General features: G+C 39.2%; 15 protein-coding genes. 7 read left to right on the forward strand and 8 right to left on the reverse strand.

The features are described from left to right. Nucleotides 1-43: 43 nt before the first annotated feature. Nucleotides 44-2,338, forward strand: a complete 2,295-nt coding sequence (gene adiA / locus C9J42_RS02000) for an arginine decarboxylase (RefSeq protein WP_107205688.1) — start codon at nt 44-46, stop codon at nt 2,336-2,338. A gap of 35 nt (nt 2,339-2,373) precedes the next feature. Here adiA and yfaE read toward each other — a convergent pair whose 3' ends face one another. From yfaE to ubiG, 4 genes are all read right to left on the reverse strand, one after another. Beyond that, nucleotides 2,374-2,670 (reverse strand): class I ribonucleotide reductase maintenance protein YfaE, encoded by a 297-nt coding sequence (gene yfaE / locus C9J42_RS02005; RefSeq protein WP_107205689.1) that lies wholly within the window; start codon nt 2,668-2,670, stop codon nt 2,374-2,376. Further along, entirely contained in the window at nt 2,667-3,800 is a 1,134-nt protein-coding gene (gene nrdB / locus C9J42_RS02010; protein WP_107245483.1) for a class Ia ribonucleoside-diphosphate reductase subunit beta, read from the reverse strand. Before nrdB ends, yfaE begins: the two co-directional genes overlap by 4 nt. Nucleotides 3,801-3,845: 45 nt before the next feature. Next, nucleotides 3,846-6,113 carry a class 1a ribonucleoside-diphosphate reductase subunit alpha gene (nrdA, locus tag C9J42_RS02015; RefSeq protein ID WP_107205691.1) on the reverse strand — a complete coding sequence of 756 codons (2,268 nt, stop codon included), beginning with the start codon at nt 6,111-6,113 and terminating at the stop codon, nt 3,846-3,848. Between the two features lie 552 nt (nt 6,114-6,665). Continuing rightward, nucleotides 6,666-7,376, reverse strand: a complete 711-nt coding sequence (ubiG, locus tag C9J42_RS02020) for a bifunctional 2-polyprenyl-6-hydroxyphenol methylase/3-demethylubiquinol 3-O-methyltransferase UbiG (RefSeq protein WP_107205692.1) — start codon at nt 7,374-7,376, stop codon at nt 6,666-6,668. A 171-nt stretch (nt 7,377-7,547) separates the two neighbouring features. On the opposite strand from ubiG, the gene C9J42_RS21480 reads away from it, so the two are divergent. The 4 genes from C9J42_RS21480 (at nt 7,548) to C9J42_RS02035 (ending at nt 14,532) form a co-directional block, all read left to right on the forward strand. After that, the gene (locus C9J42_RS21480; RefSeq protein WP_158259261.1) at nt 7,548-7,694 is read left to right on the forward strand and encodes a hypothetical protein; all 147 of its coding nucleotides are present in this window, start codon (nt 7,548-7,550) and stop codon (nt 7,692-7,694) included. 445 nt (nt 7,695-8,139) lie between these two features. Then, nucleotides 8,140-10,806: a DNA topoisomerase (ATP-hydrolyzing) subunit A gene (gene gyrA / locus C9J42_RS02025; RefSeq protein ID WP_107205693.1), complete on the forward strand. Its 2,667-nt coding sequence runs from the start codon at nt 8,140-8,142 to the stop codon at nt 10,804-10,806. Between the two features lie 434 nt (nt 10,807-11,240). Continuing rightward, nucleotides 11,241-12,323: a 3-phosphoserine/phosphohydroxythreonine transaminase gene (serC, locus tag C9J42_RS02030; protein ID WP_107301609.1), complete on the forward strand. Its 1,083-nt coding sequence runs from the start codon at nt 11,241-11,243 to the stop codon at nt 12,321-12,323. A gap of 193 nt (nt 12,324-12,516) precedes the next feature. Then, nucleotides 12,517-14,532 (forward strand): EAL domain-containing protein, encoded by a 2,016-nt coding sequence (locus C9J42_RS02035; RefSeq protein WP_107259490.1) that lies wholly within the window; start codon nt 12,517-12,519, stop codon nt 14,530-14,532. A gap of 31 nt (nt 14,533-14,563) precedes the next feature. Here the strand turns inward: C9J42_RS02035 and C9J42_RS02040 are convergent, their stop codons facing one another. From C9J42_RS02040 to C9J42_RS02050, 3 genes are read right to left on the reverse strand one after another with little or no spacing between them, the layout of a single operon-like run. Beyond that, nucleotides 14,564-15,088 (reverse strand): lipocalin family protein, encoded by a 525-nt coding sequence (locus tag C9J42_RS02040; protein ID WP_107205695.1) that lies wholly within the window; start codon nt 15,086-15,088, stop codon nt 14,564-14,566. Between the two features lie 10 nt (nt 15,089-15,098). Next, nucleotides 15,099-16,349 (reverse strand): HAMP domain-containing sensor histidine kinase, encoded by a 1,251-nt coding sequence (locus C9J42_RS02045; RefSeq protein WP_107301610.1) that lies wholly within the window; start codon nt 16,347-16,349, stop codon nt 15,099-15,101. Further along, entirely contained in the window at nt 16,318-16,989 is a 672-nt protein-coding gene (locus tag C9J42_RS02050) for a response regulator transcription factor (protein WP_107290423.1), read from the reverse strand. The genes C9J42_RS02045 and C9J42_RS02050 overlap by 32 nt, the downstream gene beginning before the upstream one ends. Before the next feature lie 91 nt (nt 16,990-17,080). Between C9J42_RS02050 and C9J42_RS02055 the strand changes: the two genes are divergently transcribed. Beyond that, a complete protein-coding gene (locus C9J42_RS02055; protein ID WP_107290422.1) occupies nt 17,081-18,220 on the forward strand; it encodes a DUF5666 domain-containing protein in 1,140 nt (379 codons plus the stop codon). Nucleotides 18,221-18,263: 43 nt separating this feature from the next. Here C9J42_RS02055 and C9J42_RS02060 read toward each other — a convergent pair whose 3' ends face one another. Then, on the reverse strand, nt 18,264-18,689 hold the full coding sequence (locus C9J42_RS02060; RefSeq protein ID WP_107205699.1) for an NUDIX hydrolase: 426 nt from the start codon (nt 18,687-18,689) through the stop codon (nt 18,264-18,266). Between the two features lie 162 nt (nt 18,690-18,851). Here C9J42_RS02060 and aroA point away from each other — a divergent pair, with 162 nt between their 5' ends. Continuing rightward, nucleotides 18,852-20,132 carry a 3-phosphoshikimate 1-carboxyvinyltransferase gene (aroA, locus tag C9J42_RS02065; protein ID WP_107205927.1) on the forward strand — a complete coding sequence of 427 codons (1,281 nt, stop codon included), beginning with the start codon at nt 18,852-18,854 and terminating at the stop codon, nt 20,130-20,132. Nucleotides 20,133-20,329: the final 197 nt, after the last annotated feature.

Raw genomic sequence — 20,329 nt, forward strand, 5'->3', positions numbered from 1 at the left:
AAATGATCTATCGAAATAAATTTTATTATAACAGGACCAGAATATGCTTAATTACGGAAAACATAAGAGAGTTTTAATTTTTGATAACTCGCAAAAAACTGGGGTTATTGCGAATGCAATTGATCGTTTAGTCGAACAATTTAAAAATGAATCGATTACCGTTCTTAGCGCCTCTTCTTATGATGATTGTTATTCTATTCTAAATGTTAATTTAGCAATTGATTGCTTAATGCTGACCTCAAGTATGACAGGGCAGCAACAAGAAGAAAACGATATGTTCTTTTCGTTGATTGAAAAATTAAATCAACGCCAAGAAGGGGTTCCCGTATTTTTACTGGCAGAAAGAAAAAAAGTGACCTTGACTATTAACCGCGAGTTAATGTCTCAGGTTGATGAGTTTGCGTGGATATTAGAAGATACGGCTGACTTTATTGCTGGTCGTGCCATAGCGGCGATGGAACGTTATCGAGAGCAATTACTGCCGCCACTCGCATCTGCGATGATGAAATATGATGATATTCATGAGTATTCTTGGGCCGCACCTGGACACCAAGGTGGTGTCGGTTTCCGTAAAACACCGGCGGGTCAACGATTCTATAACTATTATGGGGAAGGTCTATTCCGCTCTGATATGGGGATCGAGCGAGGTTCTTTAGGCTCGTTATTGGATCATACGGGAGCGTTTGGTGAGAGTGAAGAATACGCGGCAAAAGTTTTTGGTGCAGATAAATCCTATTCTTTAGTCACTGGTACATCAGGTGCAAACCGTACCATTATGCAAATTTGTATGCGTGAAAATACTCTCGCTATCTGTGATCGAAACTGTCATAAATCTATTGAGCAGGGATTAATGCTTACTGGTGCATTACCGGTCTACATGGTACCAACTCGAAATCGTTACGGTATTATTGGTCCTATTTATCCAGATCAAATGTCGCCAGAAGGTTTAAAGAAATCAGCAGAAAGTAGCGAACTCACGAAAGCTAAAGCCGGAACACAAGCAACTTATGCAGTGGTGACAAACTGTACTTATGATGGTTTGTGTTATAACGCTAAGCGTGCGCAAGATATATTAGCAGAAAGTAGTAATCGTATTCACTTTGATGAAGCCTGGTATGGCTATGCGCGTTTTAATCCTATTTATACCGATCACTTTGCGATGCGTGGTGAGCCAATAGAAGATCCTGATGCACCAACAGTGTTCGCGACACACTCAACGCATAAATTATTAAACGCATTGTCACAGGCGTCATGGATCCATGTACGCTATGGTAAAGATCATATTAATTTTGAGCGTTTTAATCAGTCTTACATGATGCATGCAACAACATCACCGTTATATGCAATTAGTGCATCTAACGATATCGCTGTATCACAAATGGATGGTCCTCGAGGTCAATCTTTAACTCATGAAGTAATTAAAGAAGCGATTGATTATCGTCAGGCGATGGGGCGTTTACATAAAGAATTTGCTGCTGATGGTGAGTGGTTCTTCAAACCATGGAATGCAGAAACGATCACTGATCCTGATACGGGTAAAGTCTATGATTTTGAAGATGCGCCGGCAGAGCTTTTAGCAACGCATCAAGATTTCTGGGTGATGAAGCCTGGTGATAAATGGCATGGGTTTGAAGATATGCCTGCTGATTGGTGTATGCTCGATCCAATTAAAGTCAGCATCTTAGCACCTGGTATGGGAGATGATGGTAAGTTATTGGATACAGGTGTACCTGCAGCGTTGGTTACACAATACCTTACTCGATTTGGCATAGTGCCAACTCGAACGACAGACTTCCAAGTTATGTTCTTATTCTCAATGGGGATCACTAAAGGTAAGTGGGCAACGCTTGTTAATACCTTATTGAGCTTTAAAACACACTACGATAATAATACGCCACTGAAAAATGCTTTACCGGATCTTGTTGCTGCTCATCCTGATGTGTATGGGCATTTAGGCTTAAAAGATCTTGGTGATAAGATGTTTGGCTATTTGAAACAACATACGCCATCGGAAATGCTAAATGCGGCTTATTCAACCTTACCTAAGGCTGATATTACGCCACGCGCTGCGTTTGAAGCGATAGTTGATGATAATGTTGAAATGGTACCTTCTGATAAGCTACAAGGTCGTATTGCGGCCAATGCGGTTATCCCATATCCACCGGGTATTCCAATGTTGATGTCAGGTGAGAACTTTGGTGATGATAGTAGCCCGCAGATTGGTTACCTTCATAGCCTTGAAGTATGGGACAAAGAATTCCCAGGCTTTGAGCATGAGACAGAAGGGACAGAAGTTGAAGACGGTGTTTACCACGTAATGTGTGTGAAAAATAAGTAACGTGATTAAGCACTAAAAGAAAAGGTAGCTCTATATTATTGAGCTACCTTTTTTGTTGTTTCTTGCTTTGTTGTAACTTGGTAATCAAATTCTATTTCGACATCTGATTTAGGGACTGACCGACAGGTTAATATTTCATTTGGTGCAATAAAAGCGAGTGCGTCATGTTGATCAACAGCACCTTGTTTTAACTTACAACGGCAAGCACCACACATACCATTTCGACACTGGTATTCAGGTTGAATCCCCGCTTGCTCTAGTTGCTTGAGTAAAGGCTCATGGGTATTTCCATGAACCTTCACACCATTAACCTTAATGGTTAATTGACTCATAGTTCGAAGTCACCAAGATCATCAGCACTTACATCGTTGTCAATTTGACCCACAAGGTATGAACTGATCTCAGCTTCTTGTGGTGCAACTTGTACGTTGTCAGAAGATAACCAAGAATTAATCCATGGAATTGGGTTTTGTGTTGCGCCTTCATAGGCTGGGCGTAAACCCACAGCAACCATGCGTAAATTGGTAATATATTCTACATACTGACACAAGATTTGCTTATTTAAGCCTATCATTGAACCATCTTTAAATAGATAGTCCGCCCATTCCTTTTCTTGTTCTGCTGCTGCTTTGAAAAGATCAAAGCAATCTTGCTCACACTCTGCAGCAATTTCGACCATTTCAGGATCGTCATGACCATTACGTAGTAAGTTCAGAATGTGCTGGGTGCCAGTTAGGTGCAACGCCTCATCACGTGCAATTAGCTTGATGATTTTTGCATTACCTTCCATTAGTTCGCGTTCAGCGAAAGCAAATGAACATGCGAAGCTTACGTAGAAACGAATCGCTTCTAGTGCGTTCACAGACATTAGACATAGGTATAGCTTTTTCTTAAGTTCACGAAGGCTAACTGTGAATGGAACACCGTTAGCAGAATGATTACCTTCACCAAAGCGGTGGTAGTCATTCGTAGCAGTAATTAGATCATCATAGTATCTAGAAATATCACCAGCACGTTTAATAATATGCTCATTCTCGACGATATCGTCAAAAACCACTGAAGGGTTGTTAACGATATTGCGGATAATATGCGTATAAGAACGTGAGTGAATTGTTTCAGAGAACGACCAAGTTTCAATCCATGTTTCTAATTCAGGAAGAGAAACAATCGGTAATAGTGCCACGTTAGGACTACGGCCTTGAATCGAATCAAGTAATGTTTGGTATTTTAGATTACTAATGAAAATATGCTTTTCATGATCTGGCAGGTTGTTGTAATTAATACGATCGCCAGAAACGTCCACTTCTTCTGGACGCCAGAAAAATGATAATTGTTTTTCGATAAGTTTTTCGAAAATTTCAAATTTTTGTTGATCGTAGCGAGCAACATTCACAGATTGACCAAAGAACATAGGCTCTTTTAATTGATCATTACGTGTTTGACAAAAAGTACTGTAAGCCATGATTTCCTCAAATCAAAGGGGAGCCATGAGGCTCCCATTTAATAATTAAATTTTACAACTGGTGCAATCGTCCGCTGCCATATCACCCTGACTATCAGAGGCACCATCACGAGTGTTATGGTAGTAAAGGGTTTTTACACCAAGTTTGTAAGCATTTAGTAGATCCTTAAGTAGCAGCTTCATTGGAACTTTACCGCCAGCTTGCTTACTTGGATCATAATTGGTGTTAGCCGAGATCGCTTGGTCGATAAATTTCTGCATGATACCCACAAGTTGTAGGTAACCATCGTTACTGCCGATATTCCATAGTAGCTCGTAGTTATCTTTGTACTTAGCGTAATCAGGAACAACTTGCTTCAGGATACCATCTTTTGACGCTTTAACTGAAACGAAACCTCGTGGTGGCTCAATACCATTTGTCGCATTAGAAATTTGCGACGATGTTTCTGATGGCATTAATGCCGATAGGGTTGAGTTACGTAGACCGTGTGTTTTGATCTCTTCACGTAATGTTTCCCAATCGTAGCGTAATTCAGCAGAACAAATATTATTGATATCTTTTTTATAGGTATCAATAGGTAGAATGCCTTGTGCATAGGTTGTCTCATTAAAGGCAGGGCAAGCACCTTGCTCTTTAGCCAGACTCACAGATGCTTTCAATAAGTAATATTGAATTGCTTCAAAGGCTTCGTGTGTCAGGTTATTTGCGCTGCCGTCAGAGTAACGCACACCATTTTTCGCTAAGTAGTAAGCAAAGTTAATCACACCCACACCTAATGTACGACGGTTCATCGTTGAACGACGCGCTGCTGGAAGTGGGTAATCTTGGTAATCCAATAACGCATCAAGCGCACGAACAGTTAGCTCTGCTAGCTCTTCTAAATCATCAAGGCTATCAATAGCACCTAAGTTAAATGCAGACAGCGTACACAGTGCAATTTCACCGTTTTCATCTTCAACGTTGTTCAGTGGCTTAGTCGGCAGTGCGATTTCAAGACACAGGTTAGATTGACGAATAGGAGCAACCGCCGGATCAAATGGGCTGTGTGTATTACAGTGGTCAACGTTTTGGATGTAAATACGACCTGTTGACGCACGCTCTTGCATCAGTAGTGAGAACAAATCAATTGCCTTGATTGTTTCACGCTTAATGCTGCTATCTTGCTCATATTTTAGGTATAAACGCTCGAACTCGTCTTGATCAGCAAAGAATGCATCGTACATTCCTGGTACGTCAGAAGGAGAAAACAGAGAAATATTTTCGCCTTTGATCAAACGGGTGTACATAAGTTTGTTGATTTGAACGCCGTAATCCATATGACGAACACGGTTTTCTTCAACACCACGGTTATTTTTAAGCACTAACAGTGATTCAACTTCACGGTGCCAAATAGGGTAGAACAGTGTTGCTGCACCACCACGCACGCCGCCTTGAGAACAGCATTTAACAGCAGTCTGGAAGTATTTGTAAAATGGAATACAGCCTGTATGGAAAGCTTCACCACCACGAATTTCAGAGCCTAGTGCACGAATACGGCCAGCATTAATACCAATACCTGCACGCTGCGATACGTAACGAACAATAGAACTTGCCGTCGCATTGATAGAATCAAGGCTGTCATCACATTCAATCAGTACACAAGAGCTAAATTGACGTGTAGGCGTACGAACACCAGACATAATTGGTGTTGGTAGTGAAATTTTAAATAGTGATGATGCATCATAGAAACGCTTAATGTAATCAAGACGTGTTTCTTTTGGATACTTATTAAATAAAGCTGCTGCAATCAGGATGTATAGGAATTGGGCACTTTCAAAAATTTCACCTGATACACGGTTTTGAACAAGGTATTTACCTTCAAGCTGTTTAACCGCTGCGTATGAAAAGTTCATATCGCGCCAGTGATCGATAAAAGTATCCATCACTGCGAATTCTTCTGCGGTGTAATCTTCTAATAAGTGGCTGTCGTATTTACCTTTAGCTACAAGGTTTTTAACGTGCTCATATAGCTTTGGTGGCTCAAATTGACCGTACGCTTTTTTACGTAGATGGAAAATCGCCAAGCGTGCAGCAAGGTATTGGTAATCAGGAGTCTCTTCAGAGATTAAATCCGCCGCAGCTTTGATGATTGTTTCATGGATATCATCAGTACGGATACCATCGTAAAACTGGATATGAGACTTTAGTTCTACTTGAGATACAGAAACGTTTTCTAAACCTTCTGCAGCCCATTCAATTACGCGGTGGATTTTATCTAAATCGATATTTTCAGTACGGCCGTCGCGCTTGGTAACTGTTAGTTGTTGAGTCATTTTTAGTTAGTTTCCCAGTTTTCCTTGCATATGAGCTTTTTTTGCAACTTTCTATAAATAGATTAGCAAAGAATGTGATCTTTGATAAAAATTCTTGTAAGACAAAAACACTATATGTTGGGGTGTGCTGTCAAAGTGATTACAAGATAGTGGTGATTTCTTTTTTTTGCAAGATGACATTTTTTGACCAGCTGTGGATAAGATGGGGATTTTTATAAAAAAGTCAGTGCCTACTTACTTAACTCGCTAATGCCATCAATTAGATAGCAAATTGCAATATTGGATGATGAGATTTTAGTGAGAAAAAAAATATTTTTTTGTTGAAATTTAGTGGTTTTAGGAGTTCAAAAATTGTTGTGAGTGATATCAATAAATACTAAGTAACCCTTGATATGACAAGATATTTTTGAGTGACTATGTACACAGTTTATTGGTCTAATGTTATTGAGATGTTTATTGATAGAAGAGTTGAAATGCATAAGGTGGAATAACAAGAGCGGAGCTTCAACATTGAATACGCAATGTTGAAGCTAAAAGCGTCATTTATGTAGGTTAGCTTTGCTTTTGGGTGTGAACAATATAGTTCACATCAACATTGGAGCCTAAACTATAAGCATTTGTTAGAGGATTATAATGTAAACCGATAATATGACGCTCTTCTAATTCTGTTTTATCAATCATTGCTATTAATTCAGAAGGGCGAATGAACTTATTATGATCATGTGTTCCCTTGGGAACGATACGCATCACATGCTCAGCACCAACAATAGCAAAAAGGTAAGATTTGAGATTACGGTTTAAGGTTGAAAAGAAAACGTGGCCGCCCGGCTTAACCATTCTCGCACAGGCTGCAATTATTGATGCTGGATCAGGAACATGCTCTAGCATTTCCATGCATGTAATAACATCATAATATCCATGACGCTCATCAGCATGCTCTTCTGCTGTTGCTTGAATGTAGTCTAACTTTGTCCCTGTCTCTAATGCATGTAAACGAGCAACAGTTAATGGTTCTTTGCCCATATCGAGACCAGTTACTTCAGCACCTTCAATTGCCATACTTTCAGCTAAGATACCACCGCCACAACCGACATCGAGTACCTTTTTGCCAAAGAGACCATTAGCGTGATCAATAACGTAATTTAGACGAAGGGGATTAATTTGATGGAGAGGTTTAAATTCACCTTCTAGATCCCACCAGCGAGAGGCCATATCTTCAAATTTACTGATCTCTGCTGGATCAACATTTAGTGGTTTGCTCATTACATTGATGCCATTTTCCTTAATTGATACTGTGCATTATGCGAAATAATTGAATGGTTGCAAAGCGGTAAAATAAAGGGTGATTGATTCAGAAAAGAAATATCCAAACGAGATGTGTTTGGCTATTTGATTATGTATTGATAGCAAAACTAATCATTAAAGGAGGTTAAGGTGGCAGGAATAAGCTCTGGGCTCACAGAGCCACCAAGAAAAGTGAGTGTCGCGAGTATTGCCATTAATATGTATTTTCCAATGACTATTGATAGCCCAATTATATTTATTGCTGTACCCATCAGCGTATCCTCATACATCCATTAAGTAGGCGTATAATAAGATTTTTGACCTAAAATCTGCCTATCTATTGTATATTGTGTATATTGGCTTAGTAACCGCACTATTTTAATGGGTATTGGGGGCGTAAAAGTTGCGACAACTCTCAATCTTATGATTCATTAATCAATTGCAACGCATACAGTAAAAAATTAAGTTATCACTCTAGTTTTTACAAATCGTTACATATTCGGTAAGTTAAAATAGTTACATTATGATTTGAGTTGTTCTTCCAATAGTGTGTAATTTATAAACAGGTGCATATATTCAATTCACAATTGTGACATCGTTTATTTCTGTTTTATTTCATTTCCGCTAAATTACTCACAACATAAGTCGTGAAAGGTGTGCCTATTAGGGCTGTAATATGCTATATTCTTACGCCTTGCACGTATAAAAATACGACAGAAATTACCTGAGGGATATTGGCTCCATGAGCGATCTTGCAAAAGAGATCACGCCCATAAATATTGAAGATGAGCTGAAAAGCTCTTACCTCGACTATGCGATGTCAGTAATCGTTGGTCGTGCTCTTCCTGATGTGCGTGATGGCCTTAAGCCAGTACACCGCCGCGTTTTATTCGCGATGAATGTACTAGGCAATGACTGGAATAAAGCATATAAAAAATCTGCCCGTGTGGTAGGTGATGTTATCGGTAAATATCACCCACATGGTGATAGTGCTGTGTACGATACAATTGTACGTATGGCCCAACCATTCTCGTTGCGTTACATGCTCGTAGATGGTCAGGGTAACTTTGGTTCAATCGACGGCGATTCAGCCGCTGCGATGCGTTATACCGAAGTTCGTATGTCTAAAATCGCACATGAACTACTTGCTGATCTAGATAAAGAAACTGTGGATTATGTACCAAACTACGATGGTACAGAGCAAATCCCTGCAGTATTACCAACAAAGATCCCTAACCTATTGGTGAATGGCTCTTCTGGTATCGCTGTAGGTATGGCAACAAATATTCCGCCACACAATCTAGGTGAAGTGATCAATGGCTGTTTGGCTTACATCAATGATGAAGACATCACCATTGATCAGCTAATGGAATATATTCCAGGCCCAGATTTCCCGACAGCTGCAATGATCAGCGGTCGTAAAGGGATTATTGACGCTTATCATACTGGCCGCGGTAAAGTTTACATGCGTGCCAAAGCGGAGATTGAAGTTGAGAAGAATGGTAAAGAAACCATTGTTGTTCACGAAATTCCGTACCAAGTTAACAAGGCTCGCTTAATCGAGAAGATTGCAGAGCTTGTTAAAGATAAGAAAGTTGAAGGCATTAGTGCACTACGTGACGAATCTGATAAAGATGGTATGCGTATTGTTATTGAATGTAAGCGTGATGCTGTGGGTGAAGTTGTACTTAACAACCTTTATGCACAAACTCAGCTACAAACCACATTCGGCATCAACATGGTTGCACTGGATAACGGTCAGCCAAAAATCTTTAACTTAAAAGAAATGCTGAAGTGCTTCGTGAATCACCGCCGTGAGGTGGTAACACGTCGTACTATTTACGAATTGCGTAAAGCGCGTGATCGTGCACACATCCTTGAAGGTCTTGCTCTTGCTTTGGCTAACATTGATGAAATTATTGAGCTTATCCGCCGTGCACCAACACCTGCAGAAGCGAAAGCTGGTTTAATTGCACGTGGCTGGGATCTTGGTAATGTAGCAGCAATGCTTGAGCGTGCTGGTACAGATGCTGCACGTCCTGAGTGGCTGGAAGAGCAATTCGGTATTCGTGATAATCAGTACTACTTAACTGAACAGCAAGCACAAGCGATTCTTGATCTTCGTCTACACAAGCTAACAGGGCTTGAGCACGAGAAGATTTTAGAAGAGTACAAAGCACTGCTTGATGAAATCGCGGAACTAATGTACATCCTGTCAAGCTCTGAGCGCTTGATGGAAGTGATCCGTGAAGAGCTAGAGCTAGTTAAAGAGCAGTTTAACGATGAACGTCGTACTGAGATCACTGCTGCTAGCCACGACATCGATTTAGAAGATTTAATCACTCAAGAAGATGTTGTTGTAACGCTATCTCATGAAGGTTACGTTAAGTATCAAGTTTTAAGCGACTATGAAGCACAGCGTCGTGGTGGTAAAGGTAAAGCTGCAACGCGTATGAAGGAAGAAGACTTCATTGAGCGTCTGTTAGTTGCTAATACCCACGATACGATTTTATGTTTCTCTAGTCGTGGCCGTATGTACTGGCTGAAGGTATATCAATTACCATTAGCAAGCCGTACTGCACGCGGTAAGCCAATTGTGAACATTCTACCTCTTGAAGAAAATGAGCGTATTACCGCGATTCTTCCTGTACGTGAATACACAGAGGACAAGTTTGTCTTCATGGCAACCGCTGATGGTACAGTGAAGAAAACACCATTAACTGACTTTAGTCGTCCTCGTAGTGCCGGTATTATTGCCGTTAATCTACGTGAAGGTGACTCATTGATCGGTGTTGATGTTACTGACGGTGACTGCGATATCATGCTGTTCTCTGCATTTGGTAAAGTTGTTCGCTTCTACGAAAGTCCTGTGATTGATGCTGAAGGCAACGCGAAAGGCGGTGTTCGTGGCATGGGTCGTACAGCGGCAGGTGTTCGTGGTATTAAGTTAGCTGAAGGCGATAAAGTGATTTCACTTATTGTTCCTCATAACGATGGTGATGTACTAACAGTAACTGAAAATGGTTACGGTAAGCGTACAGAATTGGCTGAATACCCAGCGAAGAGCCGTGCAACACAAGGTGTTGTATCGATTAAAGTCTCTGAGCGTAATGGTAGCGTTGTTGGTGCTATTCAAGCAGAAGACGGCGATGAATTCATGATGATCACTAACGCTGGTACGCTAGTTCGTACTCGTGTTTCTGAAGTAAGTCGTGTTGGTCGTAACACTCAAGGTGTAACGCTTATTCGTACTTCTGAAGGCGAGAAAGTTGTTGGCCTTCAACGTATTGATGAACCAGAAGAAGAATTAATTGAAGATGCGGAATTAGTTGAAGGCGAAGCTGTAGAAAATGCACAGCAGCTGCCAGCAACTGATACCAGCTCTGATGATTCAACTGAACAAGAATAAGTTATCTTAACTTGTTGATGAGATGGCGATTACTCCTAGAGTAGTCGCCATTTTTTTATCTCGTATTTTGCTTTTATTAAGAATGTATCAATATAGTTATTAAAACGCTCAATACGTGAGTTTTTGAATAAATCTACGTTGTCGTATTCGAAATATTTCAGGAAAATTCAATTATTCCAAATATTCATCTGCGCATCATTTTTTTGTTGGTAGGCTTTTTGTACTTTGTTTATTCATCAAGCTAGCAATTTATAATAAAAACTTTTAAGTTGCTTAATAAAGGTGTAAAAACAAAGGATTGACATTTGCTGTCGTGGCAATGTTTTCTCTTATGTTGTTTTATAATGCTAAAAACGTTATGTGTTTGGTGTTATTAGCTTTATGAAGCAATAGGCATTTATTTTATTTCCCCAAGCAGGAGCAAAGTCAAAATTATGGATAAGGTTTATAACTTTTGCGCAGGACCCGCAATGATCCCCGCAGATGTTCTCGCTAAAGCTCAACAAGAATTGATTAACTGGAATGGTTTAGGTACTTCTGTGATGGAAGTCAGCCACCGTAGTAAAGAATTTCTTGCTGTTGCTGCACAATCAGAACAAGATTTACGCGATCTTTTGAATATTCCTGCTAACTACCATGTGCTGTTCTGCCATGGTGGTGCACGTGGACAGTTTGCCGCTGTACCGTTAAATTTATTGGGTGATGCAGAAACTGCTGATTATATGGATGGTGGCTTCTGGGCGCACAGTGCGATTGAAGAAGCAAAGAAATATTGCCAGCCAAATGCGATTGATATTACCTGTAAAAAAGACGGAAAAAAGGCAGTATTACCAGCTTCACAATGGCCACTCTCTGACGATGCGGCATTTGTGCATTTTTGTCCAAATGAAACGATTGATGGCATTGAAATCCGTGATTTACCTCAGACGGATAAACCCATTGTGGCTGATATGTCATCAACAATTTTATCACGTAAGATTGATGTATCAAAATACGGTGTAATTTACGCCGGTGCGCAAAAGAACATTGGCCCTGCTGGCTTAACGATTGTTATTGTACGTGATGATTTGCTTGGTAAAGCTAAATCTATTCTACCAAGTATTCTTGATTACACGGTTTTGGTAGAAAAAGAGTCAATGTTTAATACACCCCCAACATTTGCATGGTACTTAGCTGCTGAAGTCTTTAAATGGCTAAAAGCTGTTGGTGGGGTAGAAGCGATGGAAGAGCGTAATCTCGCTAAAGCTAAATTACTGTATGACTTTGTTGATCACTCTGACTTTTATATCAACGAAGTACACAGTGATAATCGTTCAATTATGAATGTGCCGTTTCAATTACAAAATGCTGAGTTGGATAACTTATTTTTAGAGCAAGCAGATTTGGCTGGTTTAAAAGCATTGAAAGGACATCGTGCAGTGGGGGGGATGCGTGCATCAATCTACAATGCGATGCCATTAGAAGGTGTTCAAGCATTAGTTGATTTTATGGCTAAATTTGAAAAAGAATACGCGTAAAATCAAATAAAATTAAAGCCATAGTAGTCGATATTATGGCTTTTTTTATTTTTATAATGTTTAAAAATAGTAGTGTAATGATATAAATAGAGACGCTAATTTCTGTTACTATTCTTAACAGTTTTATTATTGATGAAAAGCATTTCATATATATAATCGCGCGATTATCCCCCCTAGAATAGCTTTTATCGTTATGTGGAAAATGGCGTCAATTAAGTCATATTACAACAACTATATTAAAGATATATCGATTGTCTTTTTATTGTTATTGCCATTAACGATTTGTAACGCAATAACCATATTTGTTGGTCACTCCTTAAATATTGCAGGATTAACACAAGCTGCGAGTACGTTTTTCTATTTCTCAGATTTACTAATAGGTATTTATCCTATTACGTTGTGTATTATCACAAGCTATTACATTTCAACGAAACATGGTGTCAATGCTATGGTTGTTGTGCCGTATTCATTGCTTATGTACATTGCGATTTCGGTGCCTAATGATCTTGTTGCGGCAAATACAGGATTACCTAATAATCCTCTGATTGCGTTACTGACGGCTATTATTTCAGCAATCTGTTGCGTGTCGTTTCGTTTATTTCCACTTGATCCGTCTCGTTTAGATTTTGTGAAAACACTTTATATACAAGTGGCTCACTTTTTTGCTTTTCTATTGATGACACTTGCACTCGCAAAGTTAATGGAAAGTTTCCTCGCTTTTAGTACAGGTGCGAGCCAATTTATAACGTTAAATCCATTAACTTTTTTAGGCGGTCTTGCATACCAATTTATCTTGGGGTTATTGGGTGCTGTTGGTATTAATGGGCATAACTTTTTATTTCGCGCAAAGCAGCAACTTTTTGAAAACACACAATTAAACATTGCAGCATGGCAAGCTGGAGATGCACCGTTAAATGTCTTAGGGCAAGGTTTTTATGATGCATTTTTATCAATGGGGGGCTCTGGAAACACGATCAGCCTTTTGCTATGTATTTTATTGTTTTCAAAAGATCGTCGCCACATCACGTTAGCAATATCTGCGATACCATTAGTGATCTTTAATATTAATGAGTTATTACTGTTTGGTTTGCCTATTATATTTAATCCAATATTAATTGTGCCTTTTGTGTGTGTACCGTTAGCTAGTTTTGTTGTGGTTTATAGCGCGATATCATTAGGCTTGGTAAATCATGTTGGTACGATTGTTGACTGGATGACACCGCCATTGTTAAGTGGCTATATTGCGACCCAAAATAGTATTGGTGGCGTTGTTCTACAGTTTGTGGTGATAACACTTGGCGTGATGATTTATCGTCCGTTTTATTTGAATTATGTTGGGCGAAGTCGTCAAAATAACATGACGATGAGCCGACAGTCAGAATTAGAAAGCTCAACATTTAAAACCTTCTTAGGTGATATAAACCAAATGATGGGTAGTTATGTGAGTAAGCATGATATAAGCCGTCGGGTTAATCATATGCTTAATAACGGTGAGTTTTTGATGCATTATCAGCCACAGGTAAACGTAACTAATGCGACGAAATTATCTTTTGAGGCGCTAGTTCGTTATAAAGATAAAACGGGTAAACTAAATCCGCCAATCTTTATTAATGATTTTTATCAGCTTGGTGCAATTAAACAATTGGATCAGATGGTTATCGATCTCGTTTTAAATGATATGCAAAGTATGCCTCTAGCTAATGGCTGTAAAGTATCGGTGAATATTTCAGCTGAGAGTATTGCTGATCCTGCAATTATTCATCTGATCATGGAGCGCTTACGCTTTTATAATATTGACCCAGAAAATTTAGAAGTTGAGATCACAGAAGAAGCTATTATCACTGAAGATAAGCAGATTTCTAAAAATATAGATGCACTGCAAGCATTAGGGATCACTGTTGCTATCGATGACTTTGGCTCGGGTTACGCGTCGTTCCCGCATTTACTTAAATTTAACTTCGATAAGGTAAAACTTGATAGATCGTTGTTATTGAATACGCAAAATGAGCGAGAAAAGAACCTTTACCAATTGTTAGCTAAGATCAGTGAAGTAACGGGCTGTGTTCTGGTTGCAGAAGGCATTGAGACGGAACAAGAAAAACAGTTTGTTGAACAGTGTGGTATCGATATTTGCCAAGGCTATTATTTTGCGAAACCTATGCCATTAGATGAGGCACAGGTTTGGGCTAACAGTAAGATCCGGATTTAACAAAAAGCCACAGCATTATGTGGCTTTTTGTTTATTGTTTTGGATATATCAGCTTATCTGTATCGAAACCTGCTTTTTTAGCAATGTTGATATAACGTTCTAATTGCTGTGGGCTTATTTGCTTGTGACGAGATAATAACCAGAAGTAATCGTGGTTATAACTGCTGATCAGCGCGGTTGAATAGTCTGGCTCTAAATAAAAAATAATATAGCTGCCATAAAAAGGGCCAAAGAAAGAGACTTTAAGGTAGCCAACATTATCATCTTCTACAAATTTGGCTTTACCAATGGCTTCTTTCCATTCTTTTAAGTGAGTGTTAAAACCACGATTAACGACTTTTACACTGCCATCTTCATTCATACTGTAAGTTGCAGTGACATAGTCTAAATCACGCTCAAAGCTATGATCCATTCTTGCTATTTCATGCCACGTTCCCAAGTATTTATTAAGCACAAAAGGTGTTACTGCTTCAATATTGTTGGGTTTACCTGTTGTGCATCCAAACATGGTTGCGATTAACATGATAAAACTTAGCGATTTGATATATTTTGCCATTAATTATTCCTTAATTATTTGGCGGTAAAAATATGACGCTAATGGTAAAGCTGACATTGTCATTGGTTATATGGTAAGGCCAATTCATCCTTTCACAGATCCGTTGCACAATAACTAAACCACACCCATAGCCTTGATTATAGATCTCATTACCATCATGACGGTTAGTAATCATTAGCGTATTTTTGTTTAACTTAATAATAATGTCACCAACGCTATAACTAAATGCATTTTTTATTAGATTATTAATAATAATGGTGATGAAACTGAGTGGTGCACTGATCGGGGTGTTACATGAAAGCGTGAGCTGATAATTGGTATCTTGTTTAGCAAATAAAGGTTTCATAACCGTAAGCTGCTTACTTAATTCGTCTTCTATATCACAAACGACAAAATGTTGCGGCTCTATATGCTGCTTTCCTAATAACAAAAAAGTTTCTGTGAGAATTTTCATATCCTCACTGGCTTGGTGTAAACGGTTGATCGCCTTTTTTGCAATCATAGGTTGATTAGGAACCTTATCAAGCAGCTCTGCCGAGCCCTGAATAATCATAATAGGCGTACGTAACTCATGCGATGCAAACCGGCTGAATTCTTGCTCTCGCTGAAAATAGTGTGAGATCTCACGTTTACTATCTAATAACGCTTGTTCAATTGCGCGTGTTTCATTGTATTGGGTATCAATAGTAAACTCAGTATGATCTGGCTGCATTTGACCGATCTTATGTTTAATTTGTTCAAATGGATGCGATAGCGAACGAATAAAATAAAAACTATATCCGCCCATTAATAGTGATAACAATACGCCGAAAATAAAAGTGAAGTAGTGTAAGCTATTTTCAAACTCATCTAAGTAATCATCAGCATCATCTTGGTACACAACATACATCAAGCCTTTTCCTGATGGGTGTTTAAAGACAATAAAGTGTTTATCTTCAGTACCGCGGAGGTGTTCATAAAATCCGGGTCTACGGTATGGTTTAAGCCAATCGGGTAACGAATTTTGGCTCCAATAACTTTTAAATTCACTATTGTTGGGAAGAGGGGCTTTTTCGCCCATTTTCTTATAATCAATTTGGTACTGGGAAGATTCCTTATCTAACCAGTGATGAAGACTAATTACTTCTAATCGATTTTCTGCAATATAAATGACGATCCAAAAGAGCACGAACATACTGAATGCCATGACACTGACGCTAAGTCCAACTTTTTGGTAAAGACTTGGATATTTATGCAGCTTTGATACGGTAGCCTTGTCCATGAATTGTCTCTAATCGTGATTCAGAAAAACCTTTGTCAATGGCGTTGCGTAAACCATAAATATGACTTCGTAATGCATCACTGCAGGGCGATTCTTCTCCCCAAATGGTTTCGATTATTTGCTGTCTAGTAACAACATTAGGTGCATGTTGAACCAACAATTTTAATATTTTAAGTTGGGTACGGTTTAATTTTATTATGTGGTTTTCTCTACGTACTTCATCTGTTTGGTTGTTTATTTGAATATCAGCATAACTTAGCAATCCAATATCTTTACGCTGACCTCGATTAGCAAGAGCCATTATTCGAAGAGATAGTTCTTCCATCGCAAATGGCTTTAGAAGGTAATCATCGCCACCGGCTTTAAAGGCTGCGATTTTATCGTCGAGTGTATCTTTCGCCGTTAGAAACAGAATTGGCGCGCCACAAAAGAGCTCATTCCGAATTTTAGCAACGGTCGAAATACCATCCAATTTAGGCATCATGATATCCATGATAATCACGTCATAATAATTATTTTTAATTAATTTAAGCGCACTTTCACCGTGGTAAGCACAGTCAACAATATTGCCTTCAAGCTCTAGATAGTCAGAGATTGTTTCAACGATTTGGTCATTATCATCAGCAATGAGTATTTTCACGTTTTGCCTTATGTTTTTCACGAATATTTCACAGAGGTAATATTAATATAGTTTTCAATAAAACAACATTCATAATTATAAAGGTTAGTTGATGAAAAAATTGCTCTTAGCGGTAGTGATTGGTGTTGCTCTTTCTGGTTGCGGCGGCGGCGGTGGTAGTGATGAGAGTAAACCGACTCCACCACCTGTTGTTGATATTAAGCCTACAGCAGCACAAGGTACTATTAAGAGTGTGGACTATGATTACAACACTATTAATGTGAATGGTCATAGTTACAAGGTAGAGCAAGTTAAGTATGGCTCTCAAGTGCTACCTATCACTAGCCTTAAACCTGATATGATGGTTGAAGTTTCAATGTTATCCAGAAGCGGTGCTGTTGTTTCTGTTGAGCCGACAATGGTGGGTGTAGTCACAACAATTAGTGCAGATCGTAAAACATTTGTAGTGAATGGTGTGACGTTATCTTTTGCATTAGATCGCCACATTGAATTACATGATTGGGTTATGGTGTCTTCACTGCCACAAGCCACTGCGGATGGTCTTGGATATAAAGTATTGTCGGTTGTAAAAATCGAACAAGAAGATGTTGCGGGTCAATATGAAATTGAAGGTCGTTTGAGCGGTTTAGATCAAAACACGCAAACCTTTAAACTAGGCGCGACTACAAAAGTTTTCTTTACCCCTTACGTCATCGAAGATAATGCCAAATTGATGAATGGTCAGTGGGTCGAAGTTAAAGGCCACATGATTAATGATGAGTTTCATGCAACTGAAGTGGAAGTAGAAACGTATGATGACTTTGATAACGATCATGAAATTGAAGGTATTGTCACTTGGGTAAATAGTGATAAATCCCAATTTGAATTAAATGCACGTGGGCGCTTTATTGTTAATGCACTAACGCGCTTTGAAGACGGAACTAAAGCACGTTTAGCTGCAGGCGAACTGGTTGAAGTTACAGCGTTTAATGGTGTTGCTAAAGAGATTGAATTTGAACGTGGCTTTGGCGGTGAAACAGGCAACTGGCGTGAATTTGATCGTGAAGGCTATGTAACCTCAGTAGGGGATGAGCATTTTAGGATGGCTGGTGAAACATTCTATGTTGATGCTTATACCGAGTTTGAAGACTTTTTAACATTAGAGACGTTACATGGACAATACGTTGAGGTTGAAGGTGTCATTATTAACGGTAAGAAAGTTGCACGTGAAATTGAGCGTGAAGATGACTAATTAGCCATTTTAATAACTAAGAGCACCTAAGGGTGCTTTTAGTTTATTCACTGACACAAAATCGATTTCCTAAATAGCAGCGAATAGCTTGTTCGCTAGCATCAAATTGTGGTGATGGAACATGATGAGGATCGACCCATAACCAATGCTCACATTTATCAGGCTCTTTTAGTTGGACTTCACCTGTAAATGATGTTGCTAACAAAGTAACACTAATATAATGCTTTCCACATTCATCATAAGTTTCTAGGTTGTTAGTTACAGCTATAACCTCGGGATCATAAATCGTTAAATTTGTTTCTTCTTTAACTTCACGAATCGCGCATTGACGAAATGTTTCACCAACCTCCATATGACCGCCTGGAATGGAATAGTAGGGAGCGTGACTGTTTTTTCGTTTTCCTATCAAAATCTGGTTTTGCTCATTTACAATGATGATACCGATCCCGACCATAGGAGTTGTCGTCATTACTACTGTCCTTTAATCCGCTGTTGCATCCTATTGATTTTACCAAATAATAAATCAAATATCGTGATTGTTATAGTGAGCAAGGAACGGGTACTAGCTAACTGATGCAATATTCGTTAATCTTCTTAAAGGTTAAAGAATTAGGATTGGATGAATAATCAAATGGAAAGTATAACGTTACAGCCGATAGCTAAGATCAATGGTGAAGTAAATTTACCGGGCTCAAAGAGTGTTTCGAATCGCGCCCTATTATTGGCAGCGTTAGCAACAGGTACTACACGCCTCACTAATTTATTAGATAGTGATGATATTCGCCATATGCTTAACGGATTAAAGCAGTTAGGTGTGAATTACCAATTATCTGAAGATAAAACAGTTTGTGAAGTTGAAGGCTTGGGCCGCGCATTTTCACCTAATGAGCCCCTTGAATTATATTTAGGCAATGCGGGTACAGCGATGCGTCCGCTTGCAGCTGCATTGTGTTTAGGCGGCGGTGAATTTGTACTAACGGGTGAGCCGCGAATGAAAGAGCGTCCTATTGGTCATCTTGTTGACGCGTTGCGTAGTGCTGGCGCGGACATTACTTATCTCGAAAATGAAAACTATCCACCACTAAAGATTATGGGTACTGGTTTAAAAGGTGGCGAGGTTGAGATTGATGGCTCTATTTCAAGCCAGTTTTTGACCGCTTTCTTAATGGCTGCACCTTTAGCACAAGCAGACACTGTTATACGCATTAAGGGTGATTTGGTATCAAAACCTTACATTGATATTACGCTACATATTATGGCGCAGTTTGGTGTTGAAGTTGAAAACCGTAATTATCAAGAGTTCGTTGTTCGAGGTAATCAAACCTATGTTTCACCTGGTGAATTACTTGTTGAAGGCGATGCATCTTCAGCCTCATATTTCTTAGCGGCTGCTGCGATTAAAGGTGGCGAAGTAAAAGTCACTGGTATTGGTAAAAAGAGTATTCAGGGTGATATTCAATTTGCAGATGCGCTTGCTGCGATGGGGGCGGATATCGAGTGGGGCGATGATTATGTTATTGCTCGTTGTGGAGAATTAAGCGCAGTAGATATGGATTTTAACCATATTCCTGATGCGGCAATGACTATTGCAACAACTGCATTGTTTGCCAAAGGTACAACATCGATTCGTAATGTTTATAACTGGCGTGTAAAAGAGACTGATCGTTTAGCTGCAATGGCGACAGAGCTTCGTAAAGTTGGCGCAGAAGTCGAAGAGGGTGAGGATTATATCACTATCGTGCCACCAACCATCTTACAGCATGCGGCGATTGATACTTATGATGACCATAGAATGGCGATGTGTTTCTCGCTGGTGGCATTGAGCGATACACCAGTGACGATTAATGATCCAAAGTGTACCTCAAAAACATTCCCTGACTATTTTGATAAATTAAAGGGATTGAGTTGTTAAGACTGTAATAAATTTTTCTGATAACTGAGATTACATTTTTACAAGCCTGATCTTCTTGCATCAGGCTTTTTTATTGGCGTAAAAAGAAACATAAGGTTAGGACATTACACTATAAATTGAGATTTTTTTTCCGTATAATGTGCCACCGTTTGAAGGTACAGAGAAACCTTTGGTTCTGTCTTTCATCTGTTACGGAA

Origin of the sequence: Photobacterium sp. GB-56, from assembly GCF_003026105.1 — a bacterium.
Lineage (GTDB): Bacteria > Pseudomonadota > Gammaproteobacteria > Enterobacterales > Vibrionaceae > Photobacterium.